Raw genomic sequence first — 26256 nt, 5'->3', positions numbered from 1 at the left:
AAGGTTAAGAGGCGGCAAATGCTGCCTTTGATCAGTAACAATTGACCCAGCTTACGGAGGCGCCTTGCAGGGACAACGTATCGGCTATGTCCGGGTCAGCAGCTACGACCAGAACCCGGAACGCCAACTGGAACAGACCGAGGTGAACAAACTGTTCACCGACAAGGCCTCTGGCAAGGATACCCAGCGTCCGCAACTGGAGGCCATGCTCGGCTTCGTTCGTGAAGGTGATACGGTCGTGGTGCACAGCATGGATCGCTTGGCCCGCAACCTGGATGACCTGCGCCGGCTGGTGCAAAAGCTGACCAAGCGCGGCGTGCGTATCGAGTTTTTGAAAGAAGGTCTGGTATTCACTGGTGATGATTCGCCGATGGCCAATCTGATGCTGTCGGTCATGGGGGCCTTCGCCGAGTTCGAGCGAGCGCTCATTCGCGAACGACAGCGCGAGGGCATTGCCTTGGCTAAGCAACGTGGCGTTTACCGGGGCCGCAAGAAGGCCCTGTCTGACGAACAGGCTGTCGCAGTCCGGCAACGGGCCGCTGCCGGTGAGCCAAAGGCCCAGTTAGCCCGTGAGTTCGGTATAAGTAGGGAAACCCTCTACCAGTACCTTCGCACGGATGACTGATACATGCCCCGTCGCTCGATACTCTCGGCCTCTGAGCGCGACACTCTGCTTGCGCTGCCGGAAAGCCAGGACGATTTGATCCGCTACTACACCTTCAACGAGTCTGACCTGTCGCTGATCCGTCAGCGACGGGGTGATGCCAATCGCCTCGGCTTTGCCGTGCAACTCTGCCTGCTGCGCTACCCCGGTTACGCGCTGGCCAGCGACAGCGTGCTGCCAGATCCGGTCATTGAGTGGGTGGCACGACAGGTTCAGGCTGCGCCCGAAAGCTGGGCTAAGTACGGTGAGCGCGATGTCACCCGCCGTGAACATGCCCAGGAGTTGCGAACCTACCTCGGCTTGTTGCCGTTCGGGTTGTCGGAATTTCGCGCCTTGGTACGTGAGCTGACTGAGTTGGCCCAGCAGACCGACAAAGGCCTGTTACTGGCCGGACAAGCCCTGGAGAGTCTGCGTCAGCAGCGGCGGATCCTACCTACGCTGACGGTGATCGATCGAGCTTGCTCCGAAGCCGTGGCACGAGCCAACCGGAGAGTCTACCGTGCGTTGATCGAGCCACTGAGTCAGCAGCATCGCAACAAGCTCGATGAACTGCTAACCATCAAGTCAGGCAGCAACAGCACCTGGTTGACCTGGCTGCGACAGTCACCGTTGAAACCAAATTCGCGGCACATGATGGAGCACATCGAACGGCTGAAGATCTTCCAGTTGGTGTCCCTGCCTGAAGGGCTCGACCGGAGTATCCACCAGAACCGGCTGCTGAAGCTGGCCCGCGAAGGTGGACAGATGACGCCTCAGGATCTTGGCAAGTTCGAGAATGAACGGCGCTACGCCACCTTGGTGGCCGTGGTGCTGGAAAGCACCGCAACGGTGACCGATGAGCTGGTGGATCTGCACGACCGTATTCTGATCAAACTGTTCAGCAGCGCCAAGAACAAGCATCAGCAGCAATTCCAGAAACAGGGCAAGGCGATCAACGACAAGGTGCGTCTGTACTCGAAGATAGGTCAGGCCCTGCTGGACGCCAAAGCATCAGGTGACGATCCGTTCGCCGCCATCGAGGCGGTCATCCCTTGGGATGAGTTTGCCCAGAGCGTCACTGATGCCGAGCTGCTGGCCCGCCCCGAGGCCTTCGACCATCTGCACCTGGTCAGCGAAAATTTCAACACCCTGCGCCGTTATACACCGGCCTTTCTGGAGGTGCTTCAGCTGCGAGCTGCACCGGCAGCGCAACGCGTGCTGGATGCCATCCAGCAACTGCGGGAGATGAACGCGGACAATCTGCGCAAGGTGCCGTCGGATGCACCGATTGCGTTCATCAAGCCGCGCTGGAAACCGCTGGTGATCACACCGGAAGGCATTGACCGGCGGTTTTACGAGATATGCGCCTTGTCCGAGCTGAAAAACGCGCTGCGCTCCGGCGACATCTGGGTCAAGGGGTCCCGGCAGTTCCGTGACTTTGAAGATTATCTCCTGCCACCCGAGAAGTTTGCCGCACTCAAGAAGGAACAGGCGCTGCCGTTGGCGATCAACCCCAACAGCGACCAGTACCTGGAAGAGCGCTTGCAGCTGCTCGATGTGCAGTTGGCCACCGTCGCCAAATTGGCCAAGGACAACGAACTGCCGGACGCGATACTCACCGAGTCAGGACTGAAAATCACACCTTTGGATGCGGCGGTACCGGACACCGCTCAAGCGCTGATCGACAAGACAAGTCAGTTACTGCCACGTATCAAAATCACCGAACTGCTGATGGACGTGGATGAGTGGACGGGATTTACCCGTCACTTTACCCACTTGAAGGATGGGGCCTTGGCCAAGGATAAAACCCTGCTCCTGTCCGCAATCCTCGGCGATGCCATCAACATCGGACTGACCAAAATGGCCGATTCGAGTCCGGGCATGACCTACGCCAAGTTGTCGTGGCTGCAAGCCTGGCACATCCGCGACGAAACCTACGCGGCGGCATTGGCCGAACTGGTCAATAGCCAGTTAAACCATTCCTTTGCGGTCAACTGGGGAGACGGCACCACCTCATCGTCCGATGGACAGCGCTTCCGCGCAGGCGGACGAGGCGAAAGTACCGGGCACGTCAACCCGAAGTACGGCAACGAACCGGGACGACTGTTCTATACCCACATCTCCGATCAGTACGCACCGTTCAGCACCCGCGTGGTGAATGTCGGTGTGCGAGATTCGACCTATGTACTCGATGGACTGCTGTATCACGAGTCAGATCTACGGATCGAGGAGCACTACACCGACACAGCGGGCTTCACGGATCACGTCTTCGCCCTGATGCACCTGCTGGGCTTTCGTTTTGCCCCGCGCATCCGCGACCTTGGCGAAACCAAGCTGTATGTACCACAGAGCGTACAGGACTACCCGACACTGCGGCCAATGATCGGCGGTACGTTGAACATCAAGCACGTCCGGGCTCACTGGGACGAGATTCTGCGCCTGGCCGCGTCGATCAAGCAGGGCACTGTCACCGCCTCGCTGATGCTGCGCAAGCTGGGGAGCTATCCGCGCCAGAACGGTCTGGCCGTCGCCCTGCGGGAGTTGGGCCGGATCGAGCGCACGCTGTTTATCCTGGACTGGCTGCAAAGTGTCGAGCTGCGTCGCCGCGTGCACGCTGGGTTGAACAAGGGCGAGGCCCGCAATGCCTTGGCCAGGGCGGTGTTCTTCAACCGCCTTGGTGAAATCAGGGATCGTAGCTTCGAACAGCAGCGCTATCGGGCCAGCGGACTGAATCTTGTGACCGCCGCTATCGTGCTGTGGAATACCGTCTACCTGGAGCGGGCAACCCAAGGGCTGACTGACGCCGGAAAGCCGGTGAATACCGACCTGTATCAATATCTGTCGCCGCTGGGCTGGGAGCACATCAACCTGACCGGCGATTACGTCTGGCGGCAGAGCCGCAAACTTGAAGATGGTAAATTCAGGCCGCTACGACAGCTCGGAAAACCTTAGCGTACGATTTTTTCCGAATTCTCTAGGCTCCCCTAGTGCAGTGTCATCACCCCAAGCGTGACCTGGAGCGATGGATAGTTGAAGGCGTCACTCATGATCCACTCCCACGAATCGCGAATATTGAAGGGCGGATTTCAAGTTTAGTGTTCCGTGGAGCCCTCGTAGGATTGCGAGCCCAAAGGTCACGGAAAATTAGCAGCCGCGACTTTCCTCAAGCCGCGCCCATCCAAGAGATAAACAACGCGATATTCCTGCATTGCCCCGCGCTTCCGTGGCACTGCTGGCGATCCACGCTTATTTGCCCAAGAGATAAACCTCGCGATATTCGGCAAGCTCCAGCGCCTGCCGCTTTCAGAGTTAAATCCGTTCAACTCCCCCAAGAGACGGATGAGGCGATATTCGCTGCGGCCGTGCGCCGCTGCCCTAGCAAGGCTGGAAATCACACTGCAAATGGCAAAGAGATAGATCATGCGATATTCGGCAATGCCCCGCGCAGCAACGGTTCTGAAAGGGAACGACGCGCTAAAGGCCAAGAGATAGATCACCCGATATTCGCTTCCCCCAGCGCGGCGGGCCCTGTACAGCAGATGACCACGCCGCTCAAACCCAAGAGATAAAACACAGGATAATCGGCAAAGCCCCAGCAAATGTGGCCTGCACGAGAGCAGGGCGCGCAACCCAGAGACAAATCACGGGATATTCGCCATATCCCCCAGCGCAGCTGCCCTGCAAAGCAGGAGACCAAGCAGCTCAAACCCAAGAGATAAACCAAGCGATATTCACTTAAGTGCCCGCCGCTGCGGGCTCTACACGAGATATTGGCGCTGAAACGCCCAAGAGATAAAACACGCGATAATCAGGAAAGGCCCGCGCAGCAAGGGCCACGCGAGGGAGCGACCCGCTGGACCCCAAGAGATAAATCACGTGATATTCGGCTCAAGCCTGGCCATCTACGTCGCAAGGGGCAGCAGAGCGCCCGTGTAAAGCCAAGAGACAAAGCACGCGATATTCGGCAATGCCCCGCGCAGTAAGGCCCTCGCGACGGAGAAACCACTCAACCCAAGAGATAAAAGACTCGAAATTCGACGCACTCCCCATCGCATAGCGGGAGACCAACTCGCGTATAGCCAAGAGATAAAACACGCGAAATTCGGCAAAGCCCCGCGCAGCAAGGTCTCTGCGGCGGAGTTACCCGCTCAACCCCAAGAGATAAAACACTCGATATTCAGCGCAGGCACCAGCGCTGCTGCCCCTGCATAGCAGGAGACCAACTCGCGTATAGCCAAGAGAAAAAACGCGCGATATTCGTCAAAGCCCCGCGCAGCAAGGACTCCGCGAGGGAACGATCCAATCAGCCCCAAGAGATAAATCACGCGATAATCGGGTTAGGCTTGTGCATCTAAGCCCCGCAGGGCAGTAGACGGGCCGCGTAATGCCAAGAGATAAAACACGCGATATTCAGCAAAGCACCAGCGGCTACGGGGCTACGGGGAGGGGAGGGAGGCGATTCAACCCAAGAGATAGATCACGCGATATTCACATGGCCACCGCACCTGGTGCCCCAAGAACTGCCGACAGAGGCCAAGAGATAGAACACTCGATATTCACGATGCAGCCGGGGAGGCAGCTCGAACGGGAGCCTCAAGGGCAAGAGATGAAACCACCTAAAACCGAGAGACAGAAGGCTCTATATTCAAAATTGATCATAAATCAAACAGTTGCTACCCACTTATCCAGAGTTAGATGCCGCTGACCAAGAGATAAAAGGCGCGAAAATATAATCAGCCCAAGAGATAAAAGAACGTTTATTCCAGGCGCGGTGTAAAAATACCGAGCGCCACGGCTCAAAGCCAAGAGATAAAACTGCTTAAATTCACCGCTCAAAAGAGACAAATCAGCTGAAAACCAAGAGATAAAACGCCGTAAACCCAAGAGATTATGGCTCGCTTAATGCTGGTAAAACTCAATGGGGCTGGGGTTTACGGCCGATTCCCTTCTTTGCTTTTTCCCTTCTCCTTGTAATCTTGTATATCCACTCTACTACCGAGCTACTGGTCACCACTTGGCCTGGGTGACACTCAGCGCGGACGCACCCAAAACAGCTTAGGGAATATCGGCTTTGCCGACCAAATGCCCTCAACTCGGTGAGTGCATAGGTCAAAATCAGCTCTGAGACCATGAAAATGGATTTAGGTCGAAAAAATCATTAATCCTTGCAAACGCCCTGCGTGGCCCTACAGGCAAGGCTCTGTGAATATCCGCTGTTTTATCTCTTGGCACAAAACACGGAATAAACGTTGGTTTATCTCTTGGTTAAACGCTGTTTTATCTCCTGCCCCAGTTGCTAGCCAGCTGTGCAGGCGACTAATGTTCATCTCAATGTTTTCTGGCATACACCCCCAAAAGGTATATTCGGATGTCGAATCCCTCCCTCGCAGCTGAAGAGAAGATCAAGCTCTTTGGTCAAGATGGCGCTTTCACACCTAAGCCAACCCCACCAGCAAACCGCCCAGCTGAAGCCCTGCGATTGTTTCAAGGCTTCCTGTGCAATAGCGAGCTTGAGCGCAATGGCTTAGGCAACGTTATTGCTCTGTGGGAGCAAATCCCGAAGTACAGCGGAGAGCACCTAAACAACAAAGACGGGCTCGTTCCAAACGATCACGTCATTGATTTCACCATTGGGGACCAAGATGCACGAGTTACCCTGTTCCCTGGCACTTACTATCCGAACAGAAAGAATTCGCAGCCAAAACGCCGTTTCCCTGGTGTGAGAGAGCAAGCAGTCGAGCAAGCAATTATTCACCATGCCTGCCTGCAAGCCGAGACACATTCGGTGAAAGGGGAAGTCGCCTACTACGTGAAGTTTTCCATTAGCGGGCTGGCGCGCACCCTGAAATTTATGGGTAGCACTCTTAGCAACACGCAGATTCGCGAAGCACTGGAAGTCTTGTCCAGCAGCATCATGACAATTGGTTCGGGCGAGAACCTACTCAAGGATAACCGCGACCCAATCTTGCCGGGGTTTGAACGCAACAAGGATGAGCTTGAGGTTTCGAATGGCGATGATGTGTGGCGCGTAAAGCTGCATCCGTTGATCGCTCACGCGATCCTCAACGTCACCTACCGACAGTTCCCCATGGGAATCACGAAAGATTACACGCCGCCAGGCGCGTACCTGATCAGGTACATGCACTACATTGTCCCGAACATTTCGACCGCCACTCCATTTTCATTCAGATTGTCGGAAATGAAGCGGCTCACAGCAGGCCTTAATCACACACGAATCGCTGGGAGCATGGCTGCGTTGCTGAAGGATCTGGACAAGATGAAACTCCACGGGTTGCTGGAGTATTTCGACGTTGAGCAAATATTTCCTGTACGCCGCCCTCGTGGCCGTCCGAGTCCAATTGACTTTGAAATCACGATGTATCCTGGGCGGGAGTGGATTAAGAACGTGAAGGCCGCGTCCACTCGGGTAACAGTTACCGAGCAATCTCTTGGGCTACCTCGGAGTGAGCGCCAGCAGCGACAGCTGAACCTGCCAAACTTTTGAGCATAGTTGTGTCGCTGTCCCGATCAACCGCCATTCTGCACTATCAGCAGCAGCCTTCTGGCTGCTTGTGATTCATCGCGTTGGCCCGTGATTAAGCGGCATTGGCCGGAAGGCGTAAATGCGTGATGGCGTAAAGTCCCATGATCCCCTGCCAAGGTAAAAGATCATTCAGACCAAGGGCGAACTGCGACGGGGTCAGCGCTCCAAAACGTCGAACAGGCCATCGGCGCGAAGTAGATCGACAATCACCTGTTCATCACCCAGTAACCATAAACACAGCGGCGAGCGATCTGGACGCTCCCATCAGCATCAACTACCTCACTTTCGCGCGATGGATCGAAAGTGTCGTGGATCACCCCATCGACCACAGCAGTTGTATGTTTGCTGAGCTTCACGACCAACCTTCCCATCGGTAATTCACCGTGCGAAAGGTGTGTAGTACATCCCTTTCCGACGTACATCGTTGGCACCCAAGTAAACCCAAGCTCTAACATGAAATCTCGGAACCACTTACGCCGGGTATGCACTCCGCGCCGCGCTGTTGCGCCCATACTGCCGCGCTCCGCACCAACACCTTTTGCGATAGCTGCATAAACCTCGGCATAGGGTAGGTCGGCAGCTATCGCCACTGCGCGCGCAACACAATCATCGGCCTTACCGCGAAAGCCCGCAGCGGCTCGACCGCCATCGTCGAAGACGAATGGTAAACGTAGGCTTAGGGCAGGCATGCGGTATTCCCTGGATCATCTCAAGGGTAGGTAACAGCCACGTCAGAATCTTCGCACCAGCCCTGTTATTCGCTGCTACTAGCCCGCATTACCTAGGGTATCCATCTGGACCGACACGGCCTACAGGGTAGAAGTATGCTGAAGCCACGAGACAAACTTTTGCAAGGTCAGATTTGTTCTCTGGACATTGCTCAATCCTACTGACGAAGTGACGTTGGGCAATGAATGTGCAAGCTTTCCGCCGATCCAGTTGATGGCAAGGAAGAAGCCGTGAGACAGCAAGGTCAAACTCGTCAGGCGTGACGTCCCAGCGGACAGGGAAAGCAGAGCAATTGCCCAGTGGCACATCGTAATCGTGAAGACATTTTAGATCCCAATCCCGCTCCGACCTTGGCAGTCTTCTTAGGCCACGAAGCAGGATATGTAAAAGCTCTTTGTCAGAGCGCGGAGGATAAAGCCATTCAGCAGCCCACCACATCGAAAACTCCCACCAGAGCTTGGCCACCTCAGTTTCTGTCGTGCTGACCCCTGCTTTACTCAGCACCCGAATAAATCTTGCTACATGCTGCGGGTATTCAGCCATCATACGAAGGCCGCCATCCAGTCTTTCAGCTTCTGCCAGATCCATCTTGGTTCTCCTTATCTAGAAGTCCGCTCCAGACGATGGGGATTGCTGAGCCACTTATTAGGTAGCGGATCAGACCGAAAAGGTGCGCTCGATAGCAAATACTGTGCAGTCGTCGCCATATTCAACGCCGAATTGTGAGTTTAGCCATTCAGTGAGGAACGTCGGCATTTTCCCAACAGTTGGAACAGGCTTGAAGCCCTCAAAAGTCGCCACCATGGCAGGAGCACCAAACAGGGTGACGGTTGCGTCGGTAAGGTAGTCGATGACCTGGGTGGCGCGCATGAATTTGAGTGACAGGATCAACGATCCGAGGGGAGGTCGCTTTCCGTCCATTGGGGTGTTGATGTGAAGCCCTGGAGTAACGTGTGAAACCATCGTGAGCCCCGCTCTCATGTCCGTCATGGACAATTGCGAAAGGGTTGATTTGACGCGGTACTCAAATGTCGGCTCATTTCTAAACGCCATGCCTGTATCTGTCGAAACGTGCAGAACATCCATCACATCAACGGCATCATTGCCGATGAATAGCCCCATGTTCTTAGGCACATCCTGCTCTATCGCTGCGCGAGCAGCACGAGCAAGCCCTTTCCAGTCAACCTTGCTGTAGTCGGTCAGCTCTGGCTCGCCAGCATTGTTGAGCAGAGCACCACCGTATGGCGAATGCGGGCATACCAAGAAATGTAGCGCGATTGGCAATTCTGAGCGTCGAGCAGCGAGTTGCCATTCATGGTCTTCCATCGAGTGTGCACTCCAAGATTGAACTGATCCCCGTTTAGGCTAACGCCCTAATTGAGTGAGCCACCACAAACTATAGGTGTAGCCCGCGCTACCGTTCGTCGCTGTGCCGGCGAGTCTCAAGCCATGAGGAGCTGTCGAGAGTTACGCAACCCATCGGCTCATCAGCTGATGTACGCGCTGCCAGGGCCTGGCCTACAGCGCGCTGTCGCAACAGGTTTTAATCTTCTGCGACAGGTTTAATGGTCCGAATTGACAACGGCTGGAGCAATGATCCACCCCGTAAAAGATAGTCCATCCTCCCATGGATCCTTGGCCACCACCGCCGCACCGCCGCACCGCCCACTGCGTGGGCTACCTGGTCACACCGCACCACCGGCGCAAACCCGCCAGATCCCCACATAAATCTAGTCCATCCTCCTAACCCTAAGGGGCAGATCCACCGCCGTCCCGCCCCCTCCGGGGGCTGCCTGTACACCTTCTGCCGGCCCACCTGGGCCAGCCTGCGCCGCCCTCGCCAAGCTTGAATGCCGCCCCTGCGGGGCGGGCTTATCCCTGGCCACGCTCTCCGGTGCGGCGTGGCGGCCGTAGGCCGCATCACCTGGGAGGTGCGCTGTGGCTTTTCCCAGCGGGCTTGCCCGCGTCACCCGCGCATTGCGCGCCCGAGCGCAACCCCGCAGGGGGAGGCCCTTGTGGGTGTGTGCATTCTTTCGGACTGGGCGGGGGGGGGTGGCGCTTTTGCTTCTACGTGAGCGGTGTAACGGCTTTTACCGCTTTCGTTGAAAAGCGTTTTTCCCGTGACGTGTAAAAGCTCTTACGCCAGCGCAGGTTGTGCGCTGGCGTAGGACTCGTTGACCTGGTTGATTTCGCGTTGACGTAGAAGCAAAAGCTTCGTGTACGCATTGATGGGTTATCGCTGGGAGGGTGCGCGGTAACGTGGTGCTTCGTTATCGCTGACTTGCTGTGTGGCGGATTGATCCATGATTGGGTAGCGAACCACGGAGAACCAGATGGTGCGGTCACCTGTTTGAACGGTGTTAGGGCATTTCTCGCCGAGTTGCCCCCAGTAAGCTTGAACAAATTCAGCGCCGTATTCCTTTTCGGCTTCAGCTTGCGTCATCACGTCATCTTTGAACGGCGCCTCATCGTTGATCTGTTCGACCATCCGGTAGCGCATTTCATAGCGGGTTGAATCGTTCACGTCTTGTTCTGGGTCAGCGCTGATGATGCTGTTGAACGTCGGTAACGGAGAAAGGTTGTGACGGTTGGCAATGGCTTCAGTGGCGATTTTTAACGCCATTTTTTCCAGTGATTCAAGGACATTCATCAGCTGTAGCACTTGTCCTTGACCTTCAATCAGGAACAGTTTCGGGTTATCGATCACGTGATCGATCACCAGATTGCGCAAGTGCTCTGTCGTAAACGGAGCATTATTTTCTTGAACGTCATCGTCGTGATTTTCGCTAGCCATAAATCATTCCAGGTGAGCACACTTATGCAACGTACAATATCATAGTACGATGATGGCGCATGCTGGCGTGAATCTGCTTTTAACGTTAGCGCCGATAGGTCCGCTGACCCATTCGGACGTTAGCGCTACAAGCTTTACACGAGGGCGTAGAAGCGCTTTCAAGCGTTGACGTAGAAGCGCTGGCGGCAGCTTGCAGCCCAGCCGACTCCTCCGGTGTTGCTCGATGGGCGTCCAAAGGCCGCCTGCGGCGGGAGGGGAGAAGAGCAGGGCGGTGGTGGGTTCACAAATGATTTGTGGGGTTCACCGCGTCGCCCCCGAAGGGGGCAGGGCGATCTTGATGTTAGGGGTTCGCTTGGGAGGATGGACTAAATATAGGGTGATTGGATTGGCGTTTTGTGGCGGGTTTGAATTTCAGCCTTTGCGGGCTGGCCAAGTGAGTGTGGCGGTCGACGTCGACGGGCAGGCGCATGCGCTGCGTTCCGTGCGGACGGCGGCCGGTGCGTTGACCTGGGCGAACCTTGAACGGGGAAGCTGTGTGGCGCTGGCGGCCGTGGGCGCGTTCAACGCCTTCCACGCTCGCGGCGTGCGCCTGTTTCGCGGGCAGGCTTTGTCCAGCGCGCGCCAGTTGGCGCAGCTGGTCGTTCACCGCGCCTCGATCCTCACGCTCGCCGGTGGCCACAACGCGGCGGAGATTGAAAAGCAGGCGATTGAGGAGGTGCTAACCGCTGCCAGTGGACACAGCATCGCGTTCTCGCTGGAGCAGTTGCCACGGCTGGGCCTCGATATCGGTTACAGCCGCCAACGCCACGCCCTGCAACTGGTCATTAACCTGGCCGAAGCCAACGGCCTCGCTCAGCTGCTCGATGACCTGGTGATTGAACCGTGTGCGCAGTCCGGCGTGCAGCACGCGCGCAACTGGCTGCGAGATTACGCAACACCGCAAATGCTCAACGACATGAGTGAGTTTGCAAGCGTCGACGGGCTGGCACGCCAGCTCATTACATTTCAGCGCCAGCACTGTGAGTGCCCGCAGATCAATGAGGCTTTCCATGGTTGAGCAATTCGAAGTGGCTGTGTCGCGGTACACCTTCGTCGGCGACCAGCTGCAAGAGCAGCTGAGTCAAATGGCGTTGAAGGCCGTGACCCAAGAAGAGCTGACGGCGTTGCTGGTCAGCTACCAGCTCAAGTTCGTCCAGTCTGCGCTGTTCCTGAACAAGGCGGTGGCCATCGGCTCGGGCAATGTCCTACCGGATCTGATGTCGCAGCAGCAAGGCGGCACGCGGATCTGTTACGGCATGGTCGTATACGCGCTCGATGGTGAGGCACCGACGGCGCAAAGCATTCCGTTGATCGTCGACACCTTTGGCCTTGAACTGCGCCAGAGCTTCGGCAGTTCGCCGCGTTCCGCTGCGCCACACCGCGCTCCTACGCCAAATCTGAGCGGTTTGCGCGCTCATAGCCCACGGATGGCACAGGGGGCGCTATGAATCAGTATCTGGTTGAAGTCAGCGCCAAGAGCAAACCAGATGGTGAGTTCCGTCAACGGATGTTGCCGACGTACATCAGCGAGCAGCGCCTGTTGCGGATCTTCGAAACGCACGGCCTGGTGAAGGGCGCGCACCTTCAGCACGACGGAATGGTCGCGTTCTATTCGGCCGAGGGCCTGTATCCGCTCACTCGCATGCTGGTGCTGGAAAAGCCGCCACTGGAAGGGTCCGAGGCGTGGTTCGAGCTGCTGCTGTCGTCGCTGCAAACGCCGGTGACGTTCATGCCAGCTGTGCAGCTACAGCACGCATCCACATCCATGGCCTAACCCAATCGACCAGTCTTGTTGATTGGAAGGGAGTACCACATGAAAACGCCCCAACTTGCGCTGATCGCTTCGATGCTGCTGCTGTCACTTGGCGCAATGGCTGAAGAAGTCGAGACGTTCAATACCGTTGATCAATTGAAGGTCGGCCAGTGCCTGTATGGGGGCGTGATCTACGAACCGGGTGAGTTCTTCTACGGGGACGCACCGGGCGTAGCCCATGTCTGCACCAATGTGAACGGCAAGGGTGTTGCGCTGACAGTCACCAGCACCTCAATGGATCAGCTGAATATTTCGTCGACCGTGAAGTACCGAATCGTGTACGCCTTCGGTACACAGATCCGCCTCGCCGATACCACGTTCAGTAAGGATGGCGTGGTGACTGTCTGTAAGCAGCACCTGAGGGCTGCCGATCAAGATGACGTAACGCTCACGACCAGTTTCAAAATCCAACAGGACTGTACCCAGCGCAGCGCAACTCGCGCAGATGAAACCCAATGAGAGCGGATAGGAGCCCGTCATGACTGTAGCGTTCAGAGGTATCTTGGTTTTGTTTTGCCTGCTCTTCAGCGCGCTGATCTGCATAGTGTTGCTGCGCAATCCACCCGGTTCGAATTCGTGGATTGGTGTTCTGCTGTTGCTGGCGGCGCAGTTCGTTATTGCGGTGCTGTCCGGTTGGTTTGATCGCGATGATGGTCAGCAGAGAAAGGCTGCTGCCGCAAGGAAGGCAATTGCCGCTCGTGGTGGTTATACCGACCCTGCAAGAAACAAGGTCGTCTCACTTCAGCAACTTGAACGGGATTGAGCAGGTAGACCATGCGAACGTGCCAGATCTGCAATAACGACTTTATGGGCAAGTTGGACGATAAATTTTGTAGCTCCTGCTTATGGAGTGAGAGCCGATACAGCGAAGGGTTCTTCGAACTCGACGATAACTATGGCGAATTACAGCCGGCGTTGTTGCTCCCAACACGCAAGCTGACGCTCGCCGAACGATTGGAGTGGTGGGCGGGCAATGCCAACACGTCCATGTGTATGCGCTTTTATATCGTTGGCCTTGATTGCCTGCTGATCCCGCGTAAATGGCGCCGACTCTTTGCCCGCACAGAATGGCACCGCGCCTGGCTGAACGGGTACATGGCGATTTACCGCGAAAGTGGCGAGTTTCATGGTGTTTGTCAGCGCGACTGGATGTGCTGGCGCAGACGGCCTGATGGTGCTCCCGACGACAACATGTGGCTTGTGCTCAAACACCTCGCAGCGCCTTGGAGCCGGCCGATTCCGGTAGTGGACCGGTAACGGAGTTGACGATGGACACTACGCAAGGTGCTGGAAAGTTTGAGTTCAAGCCTGTCTCTGAGCCGGAAGTTGATGCATTTACTGGCGGTCCGCTGATAGGCGACGTCGTTAAGTGTTCTAAATGCCTGTGCTGCTACGGGGCCGAAAGTGCTGTCGCGCTTCGTGAACACAACCGAGGGTTGTGCATTGGGTGCGGTGCACCTGTAGATCCAGCAACGGGCAGCGAAAAATGATCATGCAGTCACAGGCATTTGAGGCATATTCAGCGCCCCAGCAGAATGACCACTCAGCGCCCGTCGGGGTCGCTGCCGGCCAGAATTGTCACTGATAGGAATCCGAACATGCGCCAGCCAGTAATCCTCCAAGTCAATGGCCTGGGTGTACCAGTCATCGTTAGCGGTCCCTCCGATGTACCAGACCTGCGCTGGTCCTCGGATCCGGATATCAGTCCAGACGCACCCGCGTACTTGTTTCGCGAGTCGACGGACATCCGCAACTTTCTGACCCATGGCATCGACAAGCGCTTCATCAGCGAAAGTTCGCTGGAAACCATCCGCGTTGAAGCGCCAGAGTCGGCTATGTGCATTTCGCGTGAGGAGGCCATTAGCTTCGGCGCCGACGCTTCGAGCTGGGATATGGTCCGTGCAGGTATGATTATCAGCGGTAATGCCGCCACCGGCCCTGTGAGCGATGCCTTGGAGTGGGTCGGCGAGCGCGCCGAGTACCAGCTTGGCGCGCACATGATGGAAGCGTTCCAGTACGCCCGTAAGCGCGAAATCACCAATCCCATCATCATCCCGCACAACGAATCCGGCCATACGCTCAATGCAGCCGAATTCATGACCAATTTCCATAGGACCATCAAGCCGCAGTTGCTCAACGCGCATCAGGTGCTCAATCGCCTGAGCGGTGAGCTGATGGCTTTGGACCTCGACGCGATCAACCCTGACCGCGCGCACCACATTCTGCGACAAGTACAGAGCGCCATCGCCGACCAGCAGTCGCAAGACAATCTGCTGCGTCAAAGCCTGGGAATGGAAGTCAAAGAACTTCCTGTGCCCGAGCAACCGCAAACCCGGATCACTGCATCCACTGAAGAAGTGGCCAGCAATTATTCGGTGTCGGTTTCACCCGCAGAGCCCGACCCCCAACTTTTCCGTAGCCCCAGAATGGGCTGACACAATTGGAGTGACAGGGCATGCCCGGTCTTCAGAGCCTGTTCGATACGTTTGCGCCTTCTTCACTTGGATACGCCCAAAACGGCGAGCTGGTTTTTCAGCACCCGTTGACGTCGATGCGCCTGGCGCTGGCCGCTTCAGCGGATACCGCTGAACAACTCGCCAGTTACGGCTGGGCCATCGCGTCCGGCACCGACTCGCCAGCGTTTAACACGCTCAGTGCGCTGCGCCGCGCCTTTCCTGGACTGCACAGCCAGCATCCCGACGATCTGGCCAAGGTGCTGAATCAAGGCAGTGTGCAGTTTCTTCTGGAGTCGCAGCCTGAGGAACAGCGCGGCCGCTTGGCGCGCTGGTTGATCAGTCGCAGTCAATCCACCGGAAACGCTGAGCTGGCGCGCTGGACGAAAGAGGCATGCCACGAACTTCCAATGAAGGCTGACCACCCGTTGGCGCCTTCCGCTGACGGTGCAACGTATTTGGCTTCGCCGGCCGGCGTGGCGCGTATCACTGGTGATGAGCTGTCGGGCTACACCCTGTTCCAACGTTTCGACTCTACCGGGCGCACGCACCTTGTCTCGGCGCCGACGCTCGATGACCTCTGGTTCCCAAGCAACGAATGGACTGTTGCGCAGTGGGACGCTTACGAGCAGCTGCTCGTGTCGTCTGCATGTGACGCGCAGACTTTCGCACTCCGCGCGCGCGCCGACGTGGTTGTCGCAGCGACAATGCCCCAGCATCTGCTGGCGCAAACCATTGGTATTTCGGCGTACCTGGGCGCTGCCGTCGACGACATTCGCCGTAAATTCCGCCATGCGCCAACGTCGCAATGGTTGGACTTGGCCAGCGCCAGCACCGGTATCAGCTTGCACAGTGCCGAAGGCATAAAACTGCTGACTGACCTGTACCTGGTTGAGCAACTGGATGACGCTGCTGTTGCCGATTTCATTGTGCCCGCGATGCGCGCGGCCGATGACGTGCTGGCGCAGTTGACCGTCGAGCAGCTGCTCGCCATTTGGCGCAATGCCTATGACGCGGTGCTCACCAGCGCGCCAGCGTCAAGGGCTGGGGATTCGATCAAGTTCCGGACTGGCGAACCAGCACCGCGTGAACGGTCTACCGCGCAAAGCATGCGAACGCTGCTCTCTGGCTACTACGGCGAGTCCGCCATCGAGTCTCTTGAGCGGTCTGGCAAGTTGCACCTGGTCACGCACATCAACGAACTGCCGTCCGAGTTCCGCGATGAAATCATGCTCGGTGGGATGGGCAACGGTCCGTCGGCGTTCTGCTTTGAAAACACCGTGTACATGATCGGCGACAACATCGAACCGGATCGCGTCTGCGGGACGTTCCTGCACGAAGTTGGTGAACACGCGGCACTCAGCCAGATGCTGGGCCGTGACTACGGCCGGATAGTCAGCCGCTTCAATCAGCTGCTAGCAGAGGGCGATACCTACGCCCTGCAAGCCGCGATGACTGTGCCGGCGTCAACGCATCCTTCGAACCTTTCGAGCGAACATCTCGCTTACCTAATCCAGCTCACGGCTCAAGACATGGAAGCCCGTGAAGGCGGTGAGCAGGGGTATGCACTGGGTGAGCGGTGTATTCGCGATCTGCGCACCTGGTTGTACCGCCAACCGCTCATGCGCGATTTGGAGCGCCAAGGCGAGCTGGAGAATTTCAAGCTGGACCCGCAGGACATCGCGACGCTTGCCCGCGAAGCGGTTGATTACTACGTTGCCGGTTCTACGGTGCCTTCGCTCGATCACAACCAGTGGGAGTCACGACTCGACGCTCAGCTGCTCGGCGCCCTTCATGGCATGACCAGTGCCGCACAGGTTGAAGTGCTCGAAACCATGCCGGCCGATCTGCAAATGGCCTACCTGTATTCGCTGGCCAGCCTCAACTCGCCGCAGGCGTATGCCACGCTCACCAGCATGGCTGAAGCGGTTGCCAACGCAACCACCAGCCATGACCCGGATACCCGCGCCACGGCCGGCGAAATCACCACGCTGACCTTTCGCCTGAGTAATCGTGGCCGCGCCGCCGCCAATCTGGAAAGTACCGGGCTCTTTGCCGCGATCAGCGGAACCGGCAGCCCTGAATCATCCGTTTTGACGATCATCCGGCAAGTCGCCGACAACGAATGGCAGGCAGAGCATTACTCGCGGGGCTTGGGTCTCACGCTCACAGAGAGTTTCCGCTCCATTGAAGAGGCCGCCCAGATAGTCGGCCACACGCACTTTGCCGTTGATGAGGGCGAATTTGATTCCGTCGTAGCTCAGTGGGGCCAAGTGCTGGCGCAGGAACATGGCCAAGTCGATAGCCTGGCGTTCGAGCGCTGGCACAAGGGCAGTGTGGCCAAACACAACGACGGCTCACCGATGGTTCTTTACCACGGCACCGCGACGGACTTCTCCCGCGCCAAAGGGATGTTCTGGGCCAGTGCGCCAACACCCGCCGAGTTACGACCTCAACCGACACCCGCGCCAGCGCCGGCCGCTGAGGCCGCGCCTGTTGATCCATTTGGGGAATGGTTTGCCGAATCCAAAATAATTGGGGACGACGGTAAACCGGTGAGGCTCTACCACGGCACAAACGCGAACTTTAGTACCTTCCAGATCAGTCGTTATGGCGTCCTCGGCGCCGGCATCTACACAACGACCAGCAGCGGCGACGCCCAGCAGTATGGCGATACCGTGATGGCGCTTCACGCCAGCATCAGCAACCCGCTGTACGGCACCCACGCTGAAATAAAAGCGATGCAGCGTCCAAATGAAACCTCGGAAATGTTCACCGAGCGCCTGATCGGGCTCGGCTACGACGGCATCGCCACCCTGGATGCGGAAGGCGACTTTGATTACGTGGTCACCTTCAGACCTGAACAGCTCAAGTCCGCTACAGACAACAACGGACAGTACGATCGTTCGAATGCCGACATCCGTTTCGATACGGCAACGCGTCCACTTGGCATGACGGACAAGCCAGAATTCCTGAACTGGTTCGACGGCTCCAAGATCGTGGATGGACGTGGCCAGCCCATCGTCGCGTACCACGGCACCGGCGCCGACTTCACACGTTTTGAGGAAGGTCCGACCTACTTCACCAGCCGCACTGATTACAGCTACATCCGCAACAGCGCCGTTGTCATGCCGGTATATCTGAATATTCAGAACCCATACCGACCAGCTGATCAGAGCGAGATTGAAACCATCCGCTCAAACCCAGCACGATTCGAAGAACTGAAGGCGCAGGGCTACGACGGCATGGTCTGGGCGAAGCCAGGCGACATGCTGCGCGGTGGCTCTGGATGGGGCGATGACCTGCCGCAATTTGTCACGTTCTACCCCAGCCAAGTGAAGTCGGCCATTTCCAACGTCGGTAGTTTCGACCGCGCCAGCGCCGACATTCGTTTTGATGCAGCCCGCGCCATTCAGCAAACCGAACTGCCGGCGTTCAAGCGCTGGTTTGGCCAGTCCGAACTGGTTGATGCAGGCGGTTCACCTCTGGTTCTGTACCACGGGACCAATCAAGATTTTTCGACGTTCGATAGCTCTGCGATCAACTCGCGGTTTCCCTATTCGTTCGGCTTCCACTTCACTGATTCGCGTAGGGAATCCAGCATCTACGCGGATAGCGTGACCAACGCGATCACCGGCTTTAATCCGACGTCACGCTTTTCCAAGCCGCCGATGGTAGGCGGGAATGTCATGCCGGTTTACCTGCGCGCTGAAAGGCCGTTGATCATCTACACGGATCAAGTGGCCGCCTCCATGGAAGCGGACCTGAATCGCAACCAGATCACCGCCACCCTTGAGGCTGCACGACTGGCAGGCAACCCCTACGATTCCGTCATCATCAAGCGCGAGCGCGGCGATGAATTCGACGGGATCAATGTCATCGTGTTCGACCCGGCTCAAATCAAGTCGGCAACGGCAAACGTCGGGAGTTTTGACCTGGCGAGCGCTGACATTCGCTTTGAGATGGGGAACAGCATCGCCCCTGTCCAGCAACCGACGTTTCAAAATTGGTTTGGCCAATCCAAAGTTCTCGACGCGGCCGGCATGCCGCTGGTTGTTTACCACGGCACCGGTGCGGACATAACGACCTTCAATCCCGATTCGTTTTGGACTGATGATCCAAGCATTGCGCAGATGTACGCCAAGGCTCAGTCGCGTCAAACCGATGGATCAGGGCCTAACACTGTAGCCGCGTACCTGAGCCTGCAAAATCCGTTCGTGTTTGACGACGCCGCCGCCCGCCGCAATGGAACCTCGTTCTTCCAGACGGTGTGCCCCGAGGGCGCCAGCGGCCCGCGCATGAAAGCCGCCTTTCGCGAGCTGGAGCGGCAAGGCTATGACGGGGTAATCCTGCACAACTACGCGGACCTCGGCGGCCACCAGACGCAGTACGTCGCCTTCAGCCCAACACAAATCAAATCGGCGATCAGCAACGTGGGCAGCTACGACCGCGCCAGCGCCGACATTCGCTTCAGAGCTGACAGCCGTGTCCCGCAAACTGCGCTGCCGACATTTAACCGGTGGTTCGGCGAATCCAAGGTGCTCGATGAGAGCGGGGCGCCGTTGGTTGTTTACCACGGCACACACAACCCATTTACCGTGTTCAGCAATCGAGACGGCGCGCACCTGGGCTTTCACTTCGGTAACAAGGAGGCGGCGAATACCCGTCTCGAAGACACAGCCGACGCCCACTTCAACCATGCCGAGCATCTGCGTCTGCATGAGCGCGCATCCAAGCTCTGGCTGGATGTGAGCGCCTACCAAGCCAAGCTGGACAAGAAGGCCGCGACGACCAGTCCCGAAGCCATTATTGAGTACGCGACGCAGCAGGGTAAGCAGTTGTGGGAGGTCATCGGGGACTTCGCCTATCGGCCAACCCCTGATGAGGTCGCGGAGTACGAGCGTCTGAAAGCTCGGTACGATCAGGCCAACGTCGACGCGCATAAATACGGCGCGGGAAGCCATATCGACGCGTTCTACCTGTCAATTGAACGTCCGCTGCGCCTGCGTGATGTCGGGGACTGGGGCACGCTGGCCAACGTGGTCAATGCGTTGCCGTGGGACTCCGATGCGGATGAGTTTGAAGACTTCGAGGATTTGATCAGCGCGATCAAGCAGCGCGGTTATGACGGTATCGTTTACAAGAACGTCGTTGAAAACAGTCCTGGGCAACAGGCAGATAGCTTCATTGCTTTTGATCCCGAGCAGATCAAGTCCGCCATCAGTAATGTGGGTTCCTTCGACCGCGAAAGCGCCGACGTGCGTTTCACCTTTGCCGGCCAAGGGGCAGCCACTGCCTCGCGCTCGCTTCTGTCTGAGGCGAAGTCGCGTCGTGAACAAGGCGAAGATCCTGAGCAGATCCGTCAAGAGACTGGCTGGCTACAGGGTGTTGATGAGAAGTGGCGTTTCGAGATTGATGACAGCACTGCGCGGGCCAGACAAACCTGGGGCTTGTTCAGCCAGAACAAATCCCCTGCAACCTTCCGCCTGGTGGACGTGCTCGATCACTGGAAGCTGTTTGACGCGTACCCACACCTTCGGTACATGAAGGTAACTGTCGATCCGGGTCTAAACCTCGCGAATGGCATGTTTGACAAATTCGAAGGTGGCGTGTGGTTGTACGCCGAACGCGATGAAGGGCTGACCAGCCTCAGCGCGGGCCAGATGAAGGCATTGATTCACGAGGTGCAGCACTGGATTCAGGACAATGAGCAGTTTGCTCAGGGCGGTTCGCCGACGGATATGGCACTGCCTTCCAACGAGGCGGTGCTGAAGCGACTGAATGAAACCTTCGGCGCTCGCAGCGATGAAGTCAGGAACAGTCCGGAGTACTCCGCCTATGTTGAGGCGCGACTGGCCGAAATTCCCCCCGCCGAGCGCATGCGCGAAGGTCGTAATGGTCTCTATGATCATGGGATGGACGTTGCGCGGAATTTGGCCTACGAGCACTTCCTTGAACCGATTGATCAAGAACGGCTGGCCAAGTTCGACGCCCTGAGCGCATTAAAGGGGCCGCTTGAGCCGTGGGAAGGTCGCGCACTGGCGTATCGTCTGCTTGCCGGCGAGACTGAGGCTCGCAATGTTCAGGAGCGGATGCTGCTTACCGCTGCTGAACGACTCGCCACGCCGCCGCACCTGACACAAGATGCACCTGATGACTCCCTGTACTTGTGGCACAACGACGAAGTGCAGTTGGCCAGCGAATTGCGCGCGCACAACGCTGCCGCACCCGAACTGCTCGTGGCCAACGGCCGGATCCGGTTCTCGTACAGCAATGCCAACCTCAACGCCAACATGGCCGCCCTGGCAGACTTTTACACCAAGGACGATGACTACCAGTTCAACGAATATGAGCAGCGCGAAACCATCGTTCAGGCGTTGACCGAGCAACTGGCCAGCGACGACTCGTTCAAGGGCATGATTTTACCGGTAGGCTTCGGATTCATCACCATCACACCTTCAGCCAAACAGGTTGGCGCGTGGCAAGTCACCGCGCTGAACCCGCAGATGAGGCCCTTGAGTGATGAGGGCATTCAATCCAAGGAAGTGGCCTTGGCCACCTTCTTTGAGCAGTTCGATACCCGCTCGGCAGTCGCGGTGCAAAACGGTCATACCGAGGATGTCCAATTGGCGGCGACGGCGACGGCGCCGATGTCCGACGCGGCGCTCAAGGGATCGATCCTCGCTGATCAATACGCTGAAATGCGGCAAGACTTTTCCCTGTACAGCGAAGATGAGCTGGATGCTAAAAGCGCCCTGATCATGCCCGTGTACCTGAGTGCGAAGCATCCGTTCGATGCGGACCAGTTCGAATCGACCACGCTGGAAATCGGCAGTTTCCGTGATGAGCTGGTGCGCCAGGCTGAAGCCGCTGGCCGGCAACTGAACATCCCGAAAATTGGCGGGCTGGTAAAGACGTTGCGGCTCGCTGCGCGCAATGAAGAAAGCGGGCCGTACTACCGCGTCCACGACTTCTGGCTCAACAATTCCTATTCGTTTGGCGGTGCCGGCAATGCGGCCATCCGCCAACTGTTCGAGGAGTGCGGGTTCGATAGCGTGAAGTACACCGAGCAGGACCACCTGTCTTTCGGCGTGTTTGAGCCGTCGCAAGTAAAGTCGGCGATTGGCAACACAGGGCTGTTCACCTCAAGTCCTGACATTCGCTTTAGCTTTGCCGGGGTGAAGGCCGCCAACCACAACCCAACCCGCCTGCAAATCGCACAGCAGATGCACGAAGAGTCGCTATCGCCCGAGCAAATCTGGCAAGAGACCGGATGGATGTACGGAGCTGAGGGCGCATGGCGATTCGAAGTCGACGACTCAGCGGCGCGCATTCGTGGGTACGACTACGAGAAGGACGAACCTGAGGTCACCACCACAGATCCGTCAAATTACATGGACTGGGCTGAAGAGGCCCTGAACAGCTCCAATGGTGTGCCGCTGAGCATGGTGCTCGATCACCCTGCGCTGTATGAGGCATACCCACAGTTGCAGTCACTTCGGGTCAAGGCGTTCGAGCGCAAACCCGATGAATTGACCTATGGCTATTTTGCCCATCATCCGCAGAACTTTAGTCGATCCAAAGTATTTGTTGCCACGCCCTGGACGATGCCGGCCGGCACTTTGCTGACTGCCCTGTCCCACGAACTACAGCATGGTATCCAGCAGATTGAGGGGTTTGCATCCGGCGCCACCGTAGAGGCGTTCGAGAAAGAGACGCAAGACTCTAGCCCGTACCTCAAGGCTCAAATGCAGCAGTACATTGACATCGAAGTTGGTGCCAAGGACTTGGGTTGCTCGCCTGAAGCATTTGCTGTGATGTCCGGCTATGAGCCGCTGGTAATTGAGCGCGTTAAAACGTGGCAGGAAAAGGGGAACTGGGACAGCAACGTGGCGTGGTTTCGCCGTAGTCTCATGACGCCCTATGACTTGTACTTCCACGAAGCGGGAGAGGTCGAGGCACGCAATACCCAAGCAAGGTTGGCGATGAACACCGAGGAACGTGTCCGGGTTTATCCTGGCGCGACGACTGACGTGGACGCGGCCTTGGTCAAGGCAACACGTTTCATCTACAACGTTGCCGCGAGCAACGATGAAGCGCAAGGCTACGTTGATCGGGCCGAGCATTCGCTTGGCTGGGCACTGAAAACGCATCGTTGGCACGATAGCCTGCAAGATGGGGCGGAACTGGTCCACACAGGCGACACCTACAACCTGTTCCGTATTGCCCACCAGATTGTCAACGCTACCCGCGACGGCGAGCTGTATGCCGTCACGTTGCAAGGGGCGGTCATAGGAGCGTTTCTCTACGGTCCGGGGCCTGACTCATCTGTTCAGGTTGCAGCCATGGTCGCTCCAGATCATCGCCGCCGTGGCATCGCGAGCGCCGCCCATGACGCCGTGGAGCGCATTACAGGCAAAACACTCACTCGTGGCGCCGTTGCGATTTCAGAGAGCGCCAGCGCGTTCTGGGGAGCCCGCGAAGCCAAAGACACAGCCGCCGTGCAACCACAACCGGCTGATTCTCTGGCGCAGTGGTTCGGTGAGTCCCACACAACACAAGCCAATGGCTCTCCGAAAACTTTCTACCATGGCAGCCTGGCTGCATTCAGCCGCTTTGATGCAGCGCGTCACCGCTCCATTTTGAACAACCAGTACCAAGGCGATGCTTTCCATTTCACTGAGTCGCCGGAGGTGGCCAGCACCTACGCTGTTGCTGCGCGTAACCAGATGTTCCGCCAGCACGACGTGTTCACTGCGCTCGAAAGCGCCCAATCTCAGCCTATTGCCGATCTGCTCAAGGACTTTGTGCTTCAGGGTGACGCCGTGTGGAACGGGATGACTCCCGAAGGCTTCAACCAGTTGCGCGAGTTGGCCACGGCGAGCGGCTTCGATTTGGACGACATTCGAGAGGTGGCAAGCTACGTTGAAGGCAGCGCCTGCGCGCAAGATCACGAGAACTTTAATCTCTTCGCAACGCACCACAACAGCGACATGCCGGATCACATCAAGGACTTAGCCCAAGCCATGGGCCTTGGTGAGGCAATCCCCACGCCAGTGGTCATGCCTGTGTACCTCAAGTGCAATAACACGCTCTACACGGACGACCGGCACCAAGCGCGTAATGCTCGGGCGCTGGGTTATGACAGCGTTTGCTACTCGGGGGAGGACGCCGTGGCCGGCAAAGCTGAATGGATGGTGTTCGACGCCAAGAACATTCGAAGTGTGTTTGAGTTCAACAAGGACGCGCAGATCTTGAAGCCGCAGCAAAACAATACCCCGCTCCTGCCCCCCGTATCCCCAATTGCAGCTCCAACCGACGCCGGCTTTGATCATTGGTTCGAAGACAGCCATTGCAAAAACCTGTTCGGCGAGCCGCGACTTGTCTTTGCCCAGAGCAGCGATGGGGCACCGTTCCAAATGTTTGGCGACGCCGATACTGCCTCTGTCGACGCCTACGGCCGCATCACGCCAGCCTACCTGGCAATGCGAGCGCCATTTGTCGTCACCAACAGCCCGATCATCAGCCAGACCGACCTACGCGAAAAGCTCGGCGAGCGTAAATCGGCGATGTTGATGGGTGACTTGTCGCGAGACGGTCAGCTCTTCATTGAAGACATCATCGGCAACCCGCGCGGGGCAAAATGGCTGGAACAGGCTGGGTTCGACGGTGCGATTTATCGCAACAGAGCTGGGAATAACAGCTACGTCTTGCTTGGCGCTGGGCAGTCAATGACGGCCTCGCCAGTGAACCGCGATTTGTCTGGCCCTGTAGTCTGGTCACCGGTGCCAAAGTTACCGCCGCGCATGTTCGCCGGCGAGCGCGCTTTGGGTCGGCAGTTCACACTCACCAACCTCAACAAGCCCCACGGCCATGTCGTGCCCATGGACTCGGCGGACCAGTTCCTGGCGACATCGGATCGACTCTATGCCAACTGGTTGAATGGCGAACGTATCACCGCTCCATGGATTGCCGATAAGTGCAAAGACCATGGCACGCCAGAGAACCTGAAGGATTTCTTGAAGCAAAACAGAAAGGCGCTTATAGGGAAAAACCGGGTCGAAGACGTGTTTGTATCGCACATGGCTAACCTGCGCGAAAGCATTGAAAACGCACGCAGAGAAGGGCGGTACGACTCAGCTCAGGCCAGCTACCATCGGGTGATGGAAGACAAAATGTGCAATGCACTGGCATGGGCGATGGATTGCTCAACCCGCTGCAAGTCCACACGCGGTGTCGTTGCCGCTGACCTGCTGCAATGGAACAAGTCTCTTGATCAGCAAAGCACGATGGTTCAACAAGCCCTCAGCACCCTTGGCATTGACGGGTTTTACCAAGTGGAAAGAGATGGCATTGCAATACTTCAAACCGGTAACCGGTACAACGCGGAGCAAAGTGCGAGCGAACATGGCGGAACCTTCAGCGCGCTCGAAGCATCAGCAGTCACCGGCCGCGCGTGTTACGAGGAGTTGGCAAACGATTTGGGTGGAAGTAAATGGGCGTCAAGCGTGCTGGCATCCATGGGAATTCTCGGCGCCCAGCAAAGTGCAGGGGAGGTGATGCTGTTCCAACCTGAGTTCAATCATCAACCACAGGCAAAGATGCAGATCAACAAGGGCAGTCGATCAGGCCTGAGCACCGATTCGGTCCAACTGAACGATCTTGGCGGTGTTTTGATCGACGGGGGGATTGGTCGTGCATGCATTAGCATCGAGTCCAGCCAGAACCGCGCGCTTGAAGTCACGGATGCCAACATCCGGCTGCTGATGGCCAGGGAAGCCAACAGGGATCTTCAAATCGGCTCAACTTCAGGTTCAACTGAGCAGACAAGGGCGTTGCTCGCCGATGCTCGCTCGCTGAAAAAAGACCTGTCGTTCATGGTCACCACGCGCGATTACCTGTCGTGGAAAGAACCAATGACGGAGCAGCAGGTGCAAAAGCTGGCGCCGCTCATTCAACTCGATCATTCGCACGCGCTACCTGGTTCAGCTGCGGTTGAATTACTCGCTGGCCAGCACGGTGTTCGCCGCGCCGTCGAACTGCTGAGCCGCGTCGGCATTGCCGGCGTTCACTCAGACAATGAAACGGTGTGTTGGACCAAGGGCGCACTGAAGGTGTTCAACGTGGTGAACGGTGATACTCCGCGAGCGGGCTCAGAACAGGCAGAACGATTGGACGTGAAGCATGAAGTGAGGATGGGAATGAGCGCCTGACCGAAAAAGATGCAAAAAAAGGGGCCTT

The 26256-nt window shown here is 57.2% G+C and carries 16 protein-coding genes; 11 read left to right on the top strand and 5 right to left on the bottom strand.

Annotation, left to right across the window (positions count from 1 at the left end; translation table 11 throughout):
* Positions 1-64: 64 nt before the first annotated feature.
* Both K0F88_RS19645 and K0F88_RS19640 read left to right on the top strand, forming a co-directional pair.
* Positions 65-625, top strand: a complete 561-nt coding sequence (locus K0F88_RS19645) for a recombinase family protein (RefSeq protein WP_219096162.1) — start codon at positions 65-67, stop codon at positions 623-625.
* A gap of 3 nt (positions 626-628) precedes the next feature.
* The gene (locus tag K0F88_RS19640) at positions 629-3595 is read left to right on the top strand and encodes a Tn3 family transposase (RefSeq protein WP_219096161.1); all 2967 of its coding nucleotides are present in this window, start codon (positions 629-631) and stop codon (positions 3593-3595) included.
* Positions 3596-3777: 182 nt separating this feature from the next.
* Here K0F88_RS19640 and K0F88_RS19635 read toward each other — a convergent pair whose 3' ends face one another.
* Positions 3778-4140, bottom strand: coding sequence for a hypothetical protein (locus K0F88_RS19635; protein WP_219096160.1), 363 nt, complete (start codon positions 4138-4140; stop codon positions 3778-3780).
* 1871 nt (positions 4141-6011) lie between these two features.
* Between K0F88_RS19635 and K0F88_RS19630 the strand changes: the two genes are divergently transcribed.
* Positions 6012-7148 (top strand): hypothetical protein, encoded by a 1137-nt coding sequence (locus K0F88_RS19630; RefSeq protein WP_219096159.1) that lies wholly within the window; start codon positions 6012-6014, stop codon positions 7146-7148.
* 245 nt (positions 7149-7393) lie between these two features.
* Here the strand turns inward: K0F88_RS19630 and K0F88_RS19625 are convergent, their stop codons facing one another.
* The 4 genes from K0F88_RS19625 to K0F88_RS19610 all read right to left on the bottom strand — a co-directional run bounded on the left by K0F88_RS19625 (position 7394) and on the right by K0F88_RS19610 (position 10710).
* Positions 7394-7876 carry a hypothetical protein gene (locus K0F88_RS19625; protein ID WP_219096158.1) on the bottom strand — a complete coding sequence of 161 codons (483 nt, stop codon included), beginning with the start codon at positions 7874-7876 and terminating at the stop codon, positions 7394-7396.
* Between the two features lie 88 nt (positions 7877-7964).
* Complete coding sequence (locus K0F88_RS19620) at positions 7965-8504, bottom strand: hypothetical protein (protein ID WP_219096157.1); 540 nt, start codon at positions 8502-8504, stop codon at positions 7965-7967.
* A 69-nt stretch (positions 8505-8573) separates the two neighbouring features.
* Positions 8574-9242: a hypothetical protein gene (locus K0F88_RS19615; protein WP_219096156.1), complete on the bottom strand. Its 669-nt coding sequence runs from the start codon at positions 9240-9242 to the stop codon at positions 8574-8576.
* A gap of 907 nt (positions 9243-10149) precedes the next feature.
* A complete protein-coding gene (locus K0F88_RS19610) occupies positions 10150-10710 on the bottom strand; it encodes a hypothetical protein (RefSeq protein WP_219096155.1) in 561 nt (186 codons plus the stop codon).
* Between the two features lie 433 nt (positions 10711-11143).
* Between K0F88_RS19610 and K0F88_RS19605 the strand changes: the two genes are divergently transcribed.
* The 8 genes from K0F88_RS19605 (at position 11144) to K0F88_RS19570 (ending at position 26228) form a co-directional block, all read left to right on the top strand.
* Positions 11144-11767 (top strand): hypothetical protein, encoded by a 624-nt coding sequence (locus K0F88_RS19605; protein ID WP_219096154.1) that lies wholly within the window; start codon positions 11144-11146, stop codon positions 11765-11767.
* The gene (locus K0F88_RS19600; protein WP_219096153.1) at positions 11760-12197 is read left to right on the top strand and encodes a hypothetical protein; all 438 of its coding nucleotides are present in this window, start codon (positions 11760-11762) and stop codon (positions 12195-12197) included. Before K0F88_RS19605 ends, K0F88_RS19600 begins: the two co-directional genes overlap by 8 nt.
* Positions 12194-12523 carry a hypothetical protein gene (locus tag K0F88_RS19595; RefSeq protein ID WP_219096152.1) on the top strand — a complete coding sequence of 110 codons (330 nt, stop codon included), beginning with the start codon at positions 12194-12196 and terminating at the stop codon, positions 12521-12523. Before K0F88_RS19600 ends, K0F88_RS19595 begins: the two co-directional genes overlap by 4 nt.
* A gap of 39 nt (positions 12524-12562) precedes the next feature.
* Positions 12563-13021, top strand: a complete 459-nt coding sequence (locus K0F88_RS19590; protein WP_219096151.1) for a hypothetical protein — start codon at positions 12563-12565, stop codon at positions 13019-13021.
* A 19-nt stretch (positions 13022-13040) separates the two neighbouring features.
* Positions 13041-13325: a hypothetical protein gene (locus K0F88_RS19585; RefSeq protein ID WP_219096150.1), complete on the top strand. Its 285-nt coding sequence runs from the start codon at positions 13041-13043 to the stop codon at positions 13323-13325.
* A gap of 44 nt (positions 13326-13369) precedes the next feature.
* Complete coding sequence (locus K0F88_RS19580) at positions 13370-13819, top strand: hypothetical protein (protein WP_219096149.1); 450 nt, start codon at positions 13370-13372, stop codon at positions 13817-13819.
* Positions 13820-14160: 341 nt separating this feature from the next.
* A complete protein-coding gene (locus K0F88_RS19575) occupies positions 14161-14997 on the top strand; it encodes a hypothetical protein (protein WP_219096148.1) in 837 nt (278 codons plus the stop codon).
* 20 nt (positions 14998-15017) lie between these two features.
* Positions 15018-26228, top strand: coding sequence for an LPD23 domain-containing protein (locus K0F88_RS19570; RefSeq protein ID WP_219096147.1), 11211 nt, complete (start codon positions 15018-15020; stop codon positions 26226-26228).
* Positions 26229-26256: the final 28 nt, after the last annotated feature.

The organism is Pseudomonas sp. UMAB-40, assembly GCF_900095275.1.
Taxonomy (GTDB): domain Bacteria; phylum Pseudomonadota; class Gammaproteobacteria; order Pseudomonadales; family Pseudomonadaceae; genus Aquipseudomonas; species Aquipseudomonas mandelii_B.
Note: the sequence above shows the minus strand (reverse complement) of the source record. Positions and strands in the feature narration are given on the sequence as shown.